Source organism: Algoriphagus marinus (assembly GCF_001936475.1).
Lineage (GTDB): Bacteria > Bacteroidota > Bacteroidia > Cytophagales > Cyclobacteriaceae > Algoriphagus > Algoriphagus marinus.
The window spans coordinates 173,689-188,313 of the sequence record NZ_MSPQ01000010.1; the positions used below are offsets into that span (position 1 = coordinate 173,689).

General features: G+C 40.4%; 13 protein-coding genes. 9 read left to right on the forward strand and 4 right to left on the reverse strand.

What is annotated here, in order from left to right; translation table 11 throughout:
* Positions 1–75 precede the first annotated feature (75 nt).
* Together BVC88_RS16495 and BVC88_RS16500 are read left to right on the forward strand one after the other, a co-directional pair.
* Complete coding sequence (locus tag BVC88_RS16495; RefSeq protein ID WP_075351819.1) at positions 76–987, forward strand: Gfo/Idh/MocA family protein; 912 nt, start codon at positions 76–78, stop codon at positions 985–987.
* Positions 984–1,835: a glycosyltransferase family 2 protein gene (locus BVC88_RS16500; RefSeq protein WP_075351820.1), complete on the forward strand. Its 852-nt coding sequence runs from the start codon at positions 984–986 to the stop codon at positions 1,833–1,835. Before BVC88_RS16495 ends, BVC88_RS16500 begins: the two co-directional genes overlap by 4 nt.
* Here BVC88_RS16500 and BVC88_RS16505 read toward each other — a convergent pair.
* The 3 genes from BVC88_RS16505 to BVC88_RS16515 form a co-directional block, all read right to left on the reverse strand.
* Entirely contained in the window at positions 1,810–2,373 is a 564-nt protein-coding gene (locus BVC88_RS16505; RefSeq protein WP_075351821.1) for a dTDP-4-dehydrorhamnose 3,5-epimerase family protein, read from the reverse strand. The genes BVC88_RS16500 and BVC88_RS16505 overlap by 26 nt on opposite strands.
* A gap of 192 nt (positions 2,374–2,565) precedes the next feature.
* The gene (locus BVC88_RS21375; protein WP_245803663.1) at positions 2,566–2,823 is read right to left on the reverse strand and encodes a hypothetical protein; all 258 of its coding nucleotides are present in this window, start codon (positions 2,821–2,823) and stop codon (positions 2,566–2,568) included.
* 497 nt (positions 2,824–3,320) lie between these two features.
* Complete coding sequence (locus tag BVC88_RS16515) at positions 3,321–3,650, reverse strand: hypothetical protein (RefSeq protein ID WP_139316592.1); 330 nt, start codon at positions 3,648–3,650, stop codon at positions 3,321–3,323.
* 93 nt (positions 3,651–3,743) lie between these two features.
* Between BVC88_RS16515 and BVC88_RS16520 the strand changes: the two genes are divergently transcribed.
* From BVC88_RS16520 to BVC88_RS16540, 5 genes are all read left to right on the forward strand, one after another.
* Positions 3,744–4,217 carry a hypothetical protein gene (locus BVC88_RS16520; RefSeq protein WP_075351824.1) on the forward strand — a complete coding sequence of 158 codons (474 nt, stop codon included), beginning with the start codon at positions 3,744–3,746 and terminating at the stop codon, positions 4,215–4,217.
* 207 nt (positions 4,218–4,424) lie between these two features.
* Complete coding sequence (locus tag BVC88_RS16525; RefSeq protein ID WP_075351881.1) at positions 4,425–7,349, forward strand: S9 family peptidase; 2,925 nt, start codon at positions 4,425–4,427, stop codon at positions 7,347–7,349.
* Between the two features lie 119 nt (positions 7,350–7,468).
* Positions 7,469–8,242, forward strand: a complete 774-nt coding sequence (locus BVC88_RS16530; protein ID WP_075351825.1) for a TspO/MBR family protein — start codon at positions 7,469–7,471, stop codon at positions 8,240–8,242.
* Between the two features lie 118 nt (positions 8,243–8,360).
* Positions 8,361–8,930 carry a serine protease gene (locus BVC88_RS16535; RefSeq protein ID WP_075351826.1) on the forward strand — a complete coding sequence of 190 codons (570 nt, stop codon included), beginning with the start codon at positions 8,361–8,363 and terminating at the stop codon, positions 8,928–8,930.
* A 10-nt stretch (positions 8,931–8,940) separates the two neighbouring features.
* Positions 8,941–10,455, forward strand: coding sequence for a flotillin family protein (locus tag BVC88_RS16540; RefSeq protein WP_075351827.1), 1,515 nt, complete (start codon positions 8,941–8,943; stop codon positions 10,453–10,455).
* A gap of 206 nt (positions 10,456–10,661) precedes the next feature.
* Here the strand turns inward: BVC88_RS16540 and BVC88_RS16545 are convergent, their stop codons facing one another.
* Complete coding sequence (locus tag BVC88_RS16545) at positions 10,662–11,243, reverse strand: DsrE family protein (protein WP_075351828.1); 582 nt, start codon at positions 11,241–11,243, stop codon at positions 10,662–10,664.
* Between the two features lie 161 nt (positions 11,244–11,404).
* On the opposite strand from BVC88_RS16545, the gene BVC88_RS16550 reads away from it, so the two are divergent.
* Both BVC88_RS16550 and BVC88_RS16555 read left to right on the forward strand, forming a co-directional pair.
* Complete coding sequence (locus BVC88_RS16550) at positions 11,405–12,364, forward strand: calcium/sodium antiporter (RefSeq protein WP_075351829.1); 960 nt, start codon at positions 11,405–11,407, stop codon at positions 12,362–12,364.
* A gap of 12 nt (positions 12,365–12,376) precedes the next feature.
* Positions 12,377–14,527 carry a cation:proton antiporter gene (locus tag BVC88_RS16555; RefSeq protein ID WP_075351830.1) on the forward strand — a complete coding sequence of 717 codons (2,151 nt, stop codon included), beginning with the start codon at positions 12,377–12,379 and terminating at the stop codon, positions 14,525–14,527.
* Positions 14,528–14,625 lie beyond the last annotated feature (98 nt).

Consider the following 14,625-nt stretch of genomic DNA (forward strand, 5'->3'; position numbering starts at 1 on the left):
GAAAAACTTTGAGATTTTTTTCTTTGCTCGAAGGTTTAGTGATGATCAGGTTGATCAAAAAACATTGATAACAGTATGAAAACTGAGATTGGATTAATAGGTTGTGGGATTTGGGGTAGAAATATTCTACGAGATCTAATAAGCCTAAAGCAGTCCGTCTTTGTAGTGGATCCTTCCGAGGAAAATAGAATTACTGCTCTGGAGATGGGTGCATCACAAGTTTTTGCAAACAGACCAGAAAACTTCAGCCCCAAAGGATGGGTGGTCGCTACTCCAGCGATCACCCATTTCGAGGTGTTGAAAGACCTTGCAAAGGATAAGGTTCCCATTTTTGTAGAAAAACCTCTGACTTGTAATCTTGAAGAAGCGGAGGAACTTCTAAATATTGAAGGAAATCAGATCTATGTCATGCATAATTGGCTTTATCATACAGGTATTCAAATGCTTGCTGATTTAGTGAAAAGTGGAGAACTGGGAGATCTTGTTTTTTATAAATCCAATCGATGTAATTGGACTAGCCCAAGATCAGATGTGGATTCGGTTTGGACCTTGATCCCGCATGACATTACAATTGCCTTTTGTATGCTGGGCTATTTCCCTAAACCAAAAGCTGCTGTCGTGGAAGTTTATAATGGAATTCAACGCGGGATGACGGCATTTCTTGGAGAGGAGATACCTTGCGTATTGGAGGTTTCGAATAGATATGCTGACAAAAGACGGGAAGTACGCCTACATTTCACAAAAGGTGTGGCAGTCCTAAAAGATGAGAAAGTGAATTACATTGAGATTTTTCACGGGGATGATCGGTCGAAGCCAGAAGAAATCCAAAGTGAAAAACGGACATTTAACACTAAATCCCCTCTTGAAAGTGAACTTGCTTCTTTCATCAATTTCTTGAATGGTGGACTTCCTCCTTTAACTGACTTGGCAGAAGGAGTAGAGGTAATTAGAACTATAAATCAATTAAAGAAACTATCAAACACATGAGCCCCTCACCTGTGAAATTTTCTGTGGTAATTCCTACCTCAATAGACCGAGGCCTGATTTTACCTCATTCAATAGGTAGCGTTCTAAACCAAACCGTTCAGGACTTTGAAATACTGGTTATAGGAGATGGAGCAAATGATTTTACAAAAAAAGTTATCCACGATCTTGTAGCGAAAGACTCTCGCATCAGATTTTTTGATTTCCCAAAACATCCAAGACGAGGGGAGGAGAATAGACACCAGGTTCTTTTGAATGAAGCAAAGGGTAAATACATATCCTACCTATGTGATCGAGATATTATGCTTTCAAATCATTTAGAGACCCTGGAGCTTTACCTTGACAAACATGATTTTGCTTCTACTTTAAACTTTGTAATGTTGGAAGCAAGAGAAGGAATGACCTTTGGATGGAAAAATATAGCTGGCTGGAACTCCGCCTCTTGGAAGCTCTCTTGCGTAGGTCATAGCCTGGATTTTTACAAAAAACTACCCTATGGATGGCGTACTACGCCGGTAGGGCAGTTTACAGATATTTACATGTGGGATCAATTTCTGAGACATCCTGATTGCAAATCTTATTCTGGACTTGAAGCGACTATTTTGTGGTTTAAAAGAGGCGATCATCCAGGCATGTCTTCCGAAAGAAGAAAAGCAGAGTTGATTCGATGGGAAGAGATTATAAAGGATAAATTTCTTTTTCAACAAAAAAAAGAAGAGGCCTTTCGAGAATTAATGTCTGGCTATAACATTAATAAACAAAGGCTCTTCATTCGTGTCAAAGGCAGAAAAATCAGCCAATTACCCAAAGAAATTTTGAATAAAATCAAAAAGGTGCTATTCCATCAATAAAGGATTTTAAATCAGGGAAATCTCCCGCTCGGTTAGAGACTTTTGGATCTTCAAAAGACCAAGGAATACCCAAATCAGGATCATTCCAAACCACTCCCCAATTATCATCTTTCCCATAATCTACATAAGATTCAGAAACGGATTGAGCATGAACTGAAGGTATAGGAAAATACCATCCATGCAATAATCCACGAGGAAAAACCAACGCAGCTAAATCCTCTTCCCAAAGTTCATATAGCGACCATTGTAAATAGGTTGGGGAGTCAGAACGCATGTCTTTAAGTCCCAATTCACATCTCCCCTGAATAAGACAGAAATACTCATCATGCCTTTTATGAAAGTGCATCCCTCGATAAACATTAGCCTCAGACTTAACTAAACTCCATTGTACTGCATCCAATTCTAAATTCCAACGATGATTAAAAATCTCGGTGAAACTCCCTCTATAATCCTTATGTTCCTTTAATTTTCTAAGAGTCACTCCAAAAATCTCATTCCCAGCAATTAAGCGGGACTCCTTAATACTTGTTGTTATCATAAAGCGTGATCATTAATTCTATTTCAACTAAAAACCCCAAAAAAATGGGAAATACCAAATTGGTCTTGTTCCAGAAATTTTACAAAGACATCAACATTTGATGGTTCAAGAAATTAAAATCAAATCACAATTCAAACAAAAATCAAAAAATCCGACACTATATTCTATGAACTATGGAAAGCTAGTTTCTTCTCATAAAATAAGTTTTTCCTTGAATTTCAAGCCCATTGGCAAAATCAGAATACTTGTAACAGCCATCAAATACATGTAAATAAGAGATAGCTTCCCAAAGGTGAAAATGAGAACGCTAAAATGAAAACACAGAATGATAGCCGCAAATTGAATTTGTTTTTTACCGGAAATAGCCCAAAGACCTAGGACGAGTTCAGCTGCAATCACGGTATACGATAATAGCTGAGCGAATAGCCGTTCTCCTACCCAATTAGCCATGGTTAAGTTTAAAGAATTTGGGTAAACGTTAATGATGAAGTTTTCAAAATATTGACCAGATAACCAGTCAACATCCATTAGCTTATTCAAACCCGCACCCAAGTATAAAAGAGCAATCTGCAACCTGAATGACCATTCTAATCCCGGGTGAAATATTCCAATCAAGAAAAATATACATCCAGAATACAGAAAACTAGTCGAATATTGACTCTTGGAAGATAGAATCTGATAAAAAATTAAGATCGACAGAATTAAAGAAAATCTCTGAAACTTGAAACCTAATAAAATTGCTACCAGAGAAATCCAATAAACCCAATCGATCAAAGGAAAAAGCCAGGTGAATTCTTTGAAAACATCCAAGAAACTGAAAAAAGGTAAGAAAGGCGGAAAAATATGCATAGAACCTTTGATCAAAATCAAGTACAAAACTAGCATTCTGGCTACGAAGAGAAGGCGTGTAAAGGACAAGAACTGTTTACTTTGAAACCTTTCCAACTTTAAAAATCCCATACTTCCTCCTCTTTTCCATTTACTCTATAAATCACCCTTACTTGGGCAGAATCTGACTTCCCGTAGCTACGTTCAAACTGCGATATTTGGGAAAAGACATGGGAAATACTCCTGTTTTCCCTACCGGGATTTGGCAAATTATACCGATTACTGACTTGAAGGGAGCTTAGTTTCACTGAATCTATACTCACTGTTATTTCATAAAAGGATATTTGATCGAAGGGAACCCATCCGAAATAATTGACAGAACTGAATTTGGTATAAACCACTCCGAAAACTTGCGCAAGGAAAAAGAAGAGTAAAAGAAGTCTTTTCATTTTCAAAAGACGAAATTGATTAGAATGCAAACATATCTCATAGGAATTGACTACTTTAAACTTTCCGGGAATTTTGGTGAAACTATTTTTTTTATGAAGAAAATCATAATTCAATTACTAAGATTTATAGGTTTTATTCCACAACCAAAAAAAACTACTGTCACGCATGAAGACGAAGTGATCTTTAAAATTCAAGATGATGTGTTTTTCCAAGTGTATTGGAAGTCTCTTCCTATCGGTAAAGGACCAGCTGTAATTCTAAAAGCTTTTGGACAGGAAATTCTAAAGTTTGATTGTTTTGGAAAAGAAAAAGGTCACTACCATATTGCTCCAAATTACGATTTCAGGATTTACTTCGTGGAAGAAACAATTGAGGAACAAATTCAAAGAACCATCCTTGAACTAAAAATCAATGGTTTGAGATACTTGAAAATTCAAAAAGACCCAAAAATAAAAGCTATAAATCCTAATCTGAATGATTTCAATGCTATCCTCAAGCAAGTAGAGTCAACATTATTGCAGCATCATGAAAAATTGCAAATAGTAAAAAAAGCAGAAGTGAAATGAAAAGATTTTAAAGGTTTTATTAGAATCTATTTTATAATCTGACTTCCTGGATTGATACCAGCTACTTAGTCTTGCCACACAGGAGTCGGAAGACCTTAAAACCTTGCTTCATTTTAAATGTCACTTTTGTAATATTCAGCCCTCTCCAGATTTTATCCTGAAATGGAGATTTTTCCCTATTTTCCCATTCTAAAAAACAACCAAAATATGCGTAAACATTTATTTGCTCTTTGGATGCTTTGCCTTGTCACAAGCTTTGCGATAGCCCAAGAGAAAAAACCAATCACCTGGAAGGATATCCCTACCTGGAAATACATGCAATCCTCCAGTTTTGAAATCTCTCCTGATGGGCAGTGGATCGCCTATGGAATTGTAGCATTGGAGGCAGACGGAGAAGTCATTTTGCAAAAAGTAAATGATCCGAATTCCAAAAAATCTTTTCCAATTGGCTCAACGAATTTCCCATCAATTGAATTCAGCGCCGACAGCAAGTGGATCGCTTTCAAAGAATACCCAAAATTCAGCGAGAAGAAAGCCAATGAAAAATCCAAAGGCAAGCCGCTTCGAGACAAGCTTTCCTTGATGGAATTAGGCAAGGAGGATAAAGTGACCTTTGAAAATGTCAGCAGCTTCTCCTTCAATGGTGATGCCGCCAGCCACCTTGCCATCAATCTTCCTAAAGAGGGGAATGGGGATGCAAAAGGCTCAGATCTTTTGATCTATCACTTGAACAGCAAGAAAACCCAAAATCTGGGAAATGTGGCAGAGTTCAGCTTCAATAAGTCAGGTTCTCACCTTGCCTACACCGTGGATGCCGCCAATAAATCTGGAAATGGAGTTTATCTTTTGAACTTGGGCAATAATAGCACTTCGGTCTTGGATACAGACAAAGCTGCATACAAGTCACTGAATTGGACGGAGAAAGGCGATGCTTTTGCAGCGCTAAAATTAGTCGAAGACAAGAAATACAAGCAAGATCACGGAAAAGTGATCGGAGTAAAAAATCTAAACAACCCTCAAGTGACGATCTACGATGCCTTGAAAGACAGCACTGGATTTGATCAGTCCTACACGATCAGCGGCATTCGTCGTCCGATGTGGTCTGAGGATTTGACCCGGCTTTTCTACGGGATTCATCCTTTGGTGTTAGCTAAAAAAGAGGATGTCAAAAAAGAAGTTGATAAGGACTCGGTGAAGATGGCAGAAGCTGATGCTATGAAAAAAATCATGGCTGACACGACCTTGAAATCAATCGCTGATCTTCAGAAAGCCATCAGCAAACTCGACTCCGGAAAGGTAAAAGGCAAAAAAGAGAATGAAGCAGACAAGCCCGATATGACCATCTGGCACTGGAATGATAGCCGACTGCAGTCACGTCAGCAGGTGATGGAGAATCAGGACAAAAACTACAGCTTCTATGCGATGTACGATATAGCCGCTAAGAAACACATAGCCCTACAGGATAGCAGCATGAAGGATTTGAATATCCTTCCAAAGGAGCGCTATGCGATGGGAATGGACGATCAAGCCTATGAATTGGACATCAACTTAGACGGTCAGAATTATAGCGATTTTTATATTGTAGATTTAAAAACAGGCGATCGAAAGACGCTTTTCATCAAGTTTTACCTTCCTTCCTATTCCTCGATCCCAAGACCATCGACAGATGGGACCAAGTTGATTTATGGCGAAGATGGGCATTTTCATGTGTATGATATCGCTTCAGGAACTTCCATCAATATCACGGAAAAAATTCCAGTATCTTTTGTCGATGTGGAAGACGATCATAATGTAGAAAAACCAATGGTCGGAGCGCTGGGCTGGAGCTCGGATAGCAAATACGTCTTGCTTCGAGACGATTGGGATATCTGGCAAGTGCCAGTTGATGGCAAATCAGCAGCGATCAATTTGACTCAAAATGGTAGAGCTGAAAAAATCAGATATCAATACCGGTTCAATCTAGATCCTGAAGAAAAGGGAATCGATCTAACAAAGCCTGTCTATATCCGAACTTACGGTGAATGGGATAAGAAAAGTGGAATAGCGTTGCTTTCTCCTGCGAAAAAAGGAGGTTTAGCTCCTGGTGCCAAATCACTAGTCTGGGAAGATGCAAATATTGGTGGATTGCAAAAGGCTGAAAAAGCTCCGGTATTTTTCTTTGGCAGCGAGACCTTCAATACACCACCACAAATGCATGTCACGGATGCCGCGCTAGCAGCACCAAAGCAAATCACAGCCAATGCTCCTGATGCCGATAAATACCTTTGGTCGGCAGGAACAAGATTGGTGAATTATGTAACAGATAAAGGCGATTCGCTTCAGGGAGCATTATTCCTTCCTGCAGGTTATATAGAAGGTAAGAAATACCCAACGGTCGTTTATTATTACGAGAAGCTTTCGCAGACTCGCCACAACTGGACCAATCCGGGCTATAGCGGTACGGGCTGGAATCCAAATGTGTACACCAGCAATGGATTCGCAGTCTTCATTCCAGACATTGTGTACAAATTGGATGATCCAGGAATGTCAGCTGTTTGGGCAGTAATCCCAGCAGTGAAAGCTGCGATCAAAACAGGCGTCATCGATGAAAACAATATTGGAATTCACGGTCATTCGTGGGGTGGTTATCAGACTTCCTTCTTGATCACGCAGACGGATATGTTTAAAGCTGCTGCTGCAGGAGCGCCATTGACCAATATGATCTCCATGTATGATTTGATCTATTGGAATTCGGGCGGAGGAAATATGTCCATTTTTGAAGCTTCACAGGGAAGATTCCGAGGTGCACCTTGGGAAAACTGGGAGGCTTATGAGCGAAATAGCCCAGTCTACCATGTGAAAAATGTGACAACGCCTCTGCTGATGCTTCACAATGACAAAGATGGAGCAGTGGACTTCACTCAAGGTGTCGAGTACTATTCTGCTTTGAGAAGATTAAAAAAGCCGGTCGTTTTAGTTCAGTACAAAGGTGAAAATCACGGTCTGAGCAAACTGGAAAACCGAAAAGATTATAGCGTGCGGATGATGGAATTCTTTAACCATCATCTCAAAGGCGAAGCCGCACCGGATTGGTTGAGTAAAGGAATCAACAAGCTCGACTTAGAGGAACATTTAGAAAAAACGGCTTTTTAAAAAAATCAGAAAGCTGAAATCAGAAAGCTGAAAAAAGGAAAATCCCGCGGTGAGAACTGCGGGATTTTTTTTTGGTTTAGATTAGACCTTCTTCTTCAAGTTTTTTTAGCTTTAGAAACATGAAACTCTCCCATAAAATCTACGTCCTTCTTAATCTAATCGTACTAGTAGTTGTGATCTGGTGGAACTACTATACCAATACCGGGAATATCGGGGGGAAAACCGTAGGCGAGTTGAGTGCCGTGTTGGATAATTTTTTCACTCCTGCAGGATATGCTTTTGCCATTTGGGGAATAATCTATTTGGCGCTGGTAGCTCAGGCGATTTACCTGGTTTGGGCAGCCTTCAGCAAAAAAACGGATAGCGATTTCATCTCGCAGATGGGGCCTTATTTAATTATGACCAATTGCCTAAATGCGGCTTGGCTCTGGTTTTGGCTGACAGAAAACACCGGACTCAGTGTCGTAGTCATGCTTGCCATGCTTTTCGCTTTGGTGATTTTGATCCTAAATCTCCGAATGAATCTCCCTTCCCAACACAAGTCAGGAAATTGGCTCGTGAGGGTTCCCATTAGTATTTATGCAGGTTGGATCACCGTGGCCACAGTCGCGAATATATCAGCCTATCTGGCAAAAATCGGATGGACTGGCTGGGGAATTTCCGAAATCACCTGGGCCATCGTGATGATTGCGATTGCAGCTTTGGTAAACATCTTCATCGTCTTTTCGAGAAACTTAATTGCCTTTCCCTTAGTCGGAGTTTGGGCTTTATTAGCCATTTCAGTCCGGCATGGAGGCACGGTGAATTTACTCCAAGGAGCAGCTCTAATCGCTGCAGCTCTTATTTTATTGGCTTTGGGAAGTCATTTGATTAGGAACAGGATGAAGACCTAAACCCAATAAAAAATATTTTTAAAATAATTTTTTCCAAACGATTGAGTTAGTAGTATTTTTCCTATTATTAGGTAGTCATTTGGTTTACTAATAAAATTAGGTTCTTTATAAAAATTTCATGGAATTCTTATCTGCACTTCCGCCTGAGCTGAAGCTCTTTTGGTACATCGCCATTCCAGTCTCTCTAATCTTTTGCATCCAAACCATCTTGACATTTATAGGATCGGGCGGATCAGATGGGTTGGAAGCGGACTTTGATGGGGATTTAGATGTTGCCGGAGAAGCTCCTTTCCAGCTTTTTTCATTTCGAAACCTGATTAATTTCCTTTTAGGCTTCAGCTGGACAGGTATTTCTTTTGCGAAGCTCATTCCCAACACATCCCTCCTAATCTTGGTTAGCTTGATTGTTGGCTTTGGGTTCATTTATTTCTTTTTTATCATTATTCGTCAGATCCAAAAACTCGGAGAAGACAATACTTTCCGAGCCGAAAAAACAATCAATCAAATTGCTGACGTGTATTTATCCATTCCCGGAAATATGCAGGGTAAGGGCAAAATCATGGTCAGCCTGAATGGATCTGTTCGAGAACTTGATGCAATGACTGAGCATAAAAAAATCGAGACCAACGCTACTGTTCGAATCAAAAAAATCGAAAGTGGGAATATCTTCATTGTAGAAAAACTTTAATCCCCAATTTATGGACCCTTTAATAATCATAGTCGTCGCGACTATAGTCACTTTTGTGACCATTCTTGCCTTGGTATCAAGGTATAAGAGATGCCCTTCGGATAAAATCCTAGTGATCTACGGTAAGACAGGGGGCACCTCTGCCAAATGTATCCACGGTGGTGGTGCATTCATCTGGCCAGTGATTCAGGATTTTGCCTATCTGGATTTGAAGCCCATTTCTATTGAAGCCAATCTTACCAATGCACTTTCTCGTCAAAACATCCGAGTAGATGTACCATGTCGATTCACGATTGCTATTTCTACCGATGTGGATACCATGAATACCGCTGCTGAGCGTTTATTAGGATTGGCACACGAGCAGATTCAGGAGCTTTCTAAGGATATACTTTTTGGACAGTTACGTTTGGTAATTGCTACGATGACGATCGAAGAGATCAATTCTGACCGGGACAAATTCTTGGAAAGCATTTCCAAAAATGTGGATAGCGAATTGAAGAAAATCGGCTTGAAGCTGATCAACGTCAACGTAACTGATATCAAAGATGAATCTGGCTATATCGAAGCCCTTGGAAAAGAAGCAGCAGCAAAAGCAATCAATGAAGCAAAAATATCAGTAGCGGAGCAAGAGAAAATAGGTGAAACCGGGAAAGCCCTGGCAGACCGTGAAAAAGACGTTCAGATCGCCGACACGCAACGAGACCGGGATGTGAAAATTGCCGTGACTAACAAGAACAGGGAAGTTAGTATAGCAGAAGCAGCAAAAGACGAAAGTATCGGAAAAGCAGAAGCACAGCGAGATACAAGAGTAAAAACTTCCGAGGCGAATGCTATTGCAATTAAAGGAGAGAACGAAGCGAAAATTTCAATTGCACAATCCGATGCATTGCGAAGAGAAAAAGAGGCTGAGGCATTGCGAATCGCTTTGGCATCCGAAAAAGTACAGCAAGCTAGAGCTTTGGAAGAGGCCTACCTAGCGGAGCAAAAAGCTGAAACTGCCAGAGCAGAACGAGAACGATCCACACAGAATGCGAATATTGTAATTCCAGCCGAAATAGCGAAGCAACGTGCCATTATCGATGCCCAAGCAGAAGCGGAACGAATCAGAGAGCAGGCCAAAGGTGAAGCGGATGCGATCTTTGCCAAGATGGAAGCTGAAGCGAAAGGTCTATATGAAATCTTAACCAAGCAGGCTGAAGGCTACCGTGAAGTAGTGAGTGCTGCAGGCGGAGATCCAACCAAAGCTTTCCAATTATTATTGATTGAAAAACTTCCTGAGTTAGTTCGAACTCAAGTTGAAGCTGTGAAAAATATTAAAATTGATAAAATCACGGTTTGGGATTCGGGTCAAAATGAAGGAGGGAATGGTTCCACTGCTAATTTTGTATCTGGAATGATGAAGACGGTGCCTCCACTAAATGATTTATTCAATATGGCAGGCTTGAACCTTCCAAGCTACCTTAAAGGTGAAAAACTTGAGGAAGCTGAACCAGAGAAACCAAATCCGGAAACAAAAACCAAATAAAAAAAGGCCTTATGGCCTTTTTTTATGCTATTAATTGGCATTTATACAAATTCTTCCGCTTCAGAGAAGCGATTTGATTTCAGAGAATAAAAACATCAGATCGCACCGCTGGTGCTCTTAGTTTATTTTCGAATCTAACCCTACAATCAGAAAGCACCTCTGGTGCAATTATCAGATGCTTTTAGAATGGTGAAATACCAGAAAAATCAATTCCCACTCACATCCATATAGGTATAGCCCATTTGATCGAGGGCGACAAAGGTGGTTTTCGCGGAAATCGCCACTTTCACTTCGGGGGTGATATCTTCTTGAGGGATTTTAAGGAAGGCCATACTTTGACCGCAGAGGTAAAACTCAACTCCCACTTTCTTCAATTCCTGAAGAGCTAGAATATTCGGGTTATCGATACCATACTTTTCTTTGTAAGCTTCATTACTGAGAACAGCTCTTGATAACCCCCCATGAATTATTGCCGCAATTTTTATTTTTTCTGCTGGGACTCCGTTCGCAATATGGAGATTGTAGGTTCGAGCGATCTCTGTAAAAGGCTCATAGACCTTGGTAGAATCTTTGAAAGTGCCGTAGATATCAATAGCGATTTTATAGGTGATCGCTGGATCATAAGGCATCGCTGGATTCTCTATAGGAATCACTCCTACCCATGGTGCAAAGTCAAGAACGGGGTAAGTCATTTTATCTTTGATATGGTCAGGCATAGTCATTTGCGCAAAGGAATTAACCTGAAAGGCAAGTGTTACCAAAAGAATTAGAGTTAGGTGCTTTTTCATAAAAACCGTAGATGTGTTAGGTTGGAAAGATAGCAGTTTTCAAAAACTTATTCACTTTCCTGGATTTTTCAGAAGAAAATCCTTTTCAAAAAAATATTTATTTCGGCAGTAAAAAATCAACGTTTTTTTCAATCTACTTTTGATCTCTAATTCAACTGGCTATGGCTCTTCAAATCATCTTATTGCTAATTGGTTTGGTCTTATTAGTCAAAGGAGCCGACTGGCTGGTGGATGGGGCATCTGTTCTTGCCAAGAAATATAATGTTTCTGATTTAGCAATTGGATTGACGATTGTTGCATTTGGCACCTCTGCTCCCGAGCTAGTTGTAAATGCTGTTGCAGCTCAAGGGAATTTCCCGGATATCGTCTATGGCAATATCATTGGATCAAACAATTTTAACCTCTTTATCATCCTGGGAATAGCAGGAATTATTACGCCTTTGGCTGTCCAATCCAGTACGGTTTGGAAGGAAATTCCTTTTTCCTTTTTAGCGGCGGTTGGATTGCTTTTTCTAGCGAATAATTATTTCGCTTCTGAGACCAAAGAAATCTCTCGCATAGACGCATTAATTCTATTAGCTTTTTTTGGTGGTTTTCTTTATTACGTAGCTACTCAATTGAAATCTGATCCAAATGCTGAAACCATAGAAAATAAGGATTATTCAAACTTGAAGATCTGGGTTCTGATCATTCTGGGTTTAGCAGGTCTGGTCGGCGGTGGCAAATTAGTAGTGGATAATGCTGTGGCTATGGCCCAATCATTGGGCGTCAGTGAAAAAATCATCGGACTCACGATCGTCGCAGCCGGAACCTCCCTGCCTGAACTGGCTACCTCAGTAGTGGCCGCAATGCGTAAAAACGCAGATATCGCGATAGGGAATATTGTGGGCTCCAACCTTTTCAATATCCTCTTGATCATTGGAGTTAGTGGTCTAATACGCCCCCTAAGCTATAATTCAGCATTCAATACTGATATCTACATGCTTTTGGGAGGTACAGCCTTCTTGTTCCTTGCCATGTTTATCGGGAAGAAACATCGTCTTGACCGATGGCAGTCACTGCTACTCTTATGCGTTTATTTAGCATATACTGGCTATCTCGTAAGTATGGAAATTGCTTAATCAGATATTTTGATGAACCTACTTTTAGAATTGGCAAGTTTTGAATTACCGATTTCTAATCCGGTTATCAAGTTCTTGTTGATTCTAGTAATCATCCTCTTGGCCCCTATACTTCTCAATCGCATAAAAATCCCTCCCCTTCTGGGTTTGATTATCGCTGGAACGATCGTTGGCCCAAAGGGATTGGGTTTGATAGAGCGGGACAGTGGCATCATCCTTTCCGGAACAGCAGGATTACTTTATATTATGTTTTTGGCTGGTCTTGAAATTGACTTGCAGGACTTCAAAAAAAACAGCAAAAAGAGTCTAGTCTTTGGCATGTTTACTTTTTTGATCCCGATGTTTCTGGGAATTCTAGCTGGCCTGTATTTGCTAGAAATGACCATACTCACTTCGATCTTGTTGGCGAGCATGTTCGCATCCCACACACTGATAGCTTATCCGTTGATTTCTAAATTGGGTATCGCTAAGAATCGAGCAGTAAACATCACCGTTGGAGGAACTTTGATCACTGACACGCTCGCACTTCTAGTATTGGCCATCATAATTGGATCTACCAAAGGTGAAGTAAACTCGGTTTTTTGGGTCAAGTTGATCTCATCTTTGGTAGTATTTACCACGGTGATTGTATTTATTTTCCCCAGAATTGGTCGTTGGTTTTTCAAGAAATACACCGATAATTCATCCCAATTTATTTTCGTTTTGGTATTGGTTTTTTTAGGCGCAGCCATGGCGGAACTGGCTGGTGTGGAAGCTATCATTGGTGCATTCTTGGTTGGCTTAGCCATCAACTCACTCATTCCTCACACCTCCCCATTGATGAATCGAGTGGAATTTGTAGGGAATACGATTTTTATACCATTTTTCCTGATTGGAGTGGGGATGCTGGTAGATTTTCGAATTTTTATTGAGGGATGGGAGACCATTTGGGTAGCCTTTGTGATGACAAGTATCGCCATTTTAGCAAAATGGCTAGCCGCTTATTTTACACAGAAAACCTATAAATTTTCGATCGACGAGCGACGGATTATTTTTGGATTGAGTAATGCCCAAGCAGCGGCTACGCTAGCCGCTGTATTGATTGGGTACAATACGATTTTAGGGACGGATGAATTGGGTGAACCGATTCGACTGCTTTCAGAAACAATTTTGAATGGAACAATCGTCATGATTTTAGTCACCTGTACGATTGCTTCCTTTGAAGCTCAAAAAGGAGCTAAAAATATCGCTTTGGCTGAATCGCCACTAGATGAGAATACCAGCTCAGAAATCCCGGAGCGAATTCTCATCCCTGTCCGAAATCAAGAAACTTCGGATGAATTGATCAATCTCAGCATCCTGCTTCAATCCCCAAAAAAGAAAGCAAGCATGTATGCATTGAGCATCATCAATCCAGAACTTCAAGATTCTGGCGCTGAGATGAAAGCTCAAAAAACCCTCAACAAAGCATCCGAAACCGCTGCTGCGACAGATCACTTTCTCTATGAATTGCTCCGCTATGACACCAGCATTGCCCATGGTATTTCCAGTGTAATCCATGAAAATAAGATCACAGATCTGGTCCTCGGCCTGCACCAAAAGCAGGATATGAGTGATACTTTTTTGGGAAATCTCACGGAGAACCTGCTCAGCCGAAGCAATACCACCACGTACATTTACAAACCGAATCAGCCCTTTGAGACGCATAGACGTCATTTAGTTTTTATTCCTCCGGGAGCCGAGCATGAATTAGGATTCCCTTTTTGGCTGGTAAAAGTCTGGAATATCGCCCGAAATACCGGTGCTAGAATGATCTTTTACCTTTCCGATAGTACCCGTATTTATCTTCAGGAAATTCTTAAAAATCATCCGATCAGGCTTGAGTTTAGAGAATTCCCAGATTGGGGGGAATTGGGAAATCTGAATATTATCCTGAAGCCGGACGATAATTTAATCATGGTTCTCAGTCGAAGGGGCGAAGAATCCTATCACCCAAACATGGAGCATGTACCCAATCTGATCAATACATTTCTAAGGAATCATAGCTTTATCTTGATCTATCCAAACCAGCCCAAAGCTACTGGTATGGACGGCCTAGAGATGATCCATGGTTCGCTCCTTGGCCCAATGGAGCGACTGGATTTCATAGCAAAGATTATCGGAAGTCTTTTCAAGAAAAAATAATGGCAAATTAACATCAGGATGAGAAATCTAAGTCCTTTATAGTTATCTTCAACTATGAAATCGAGCATGACTAAAAAGTCACACACCGGGAGGATTAA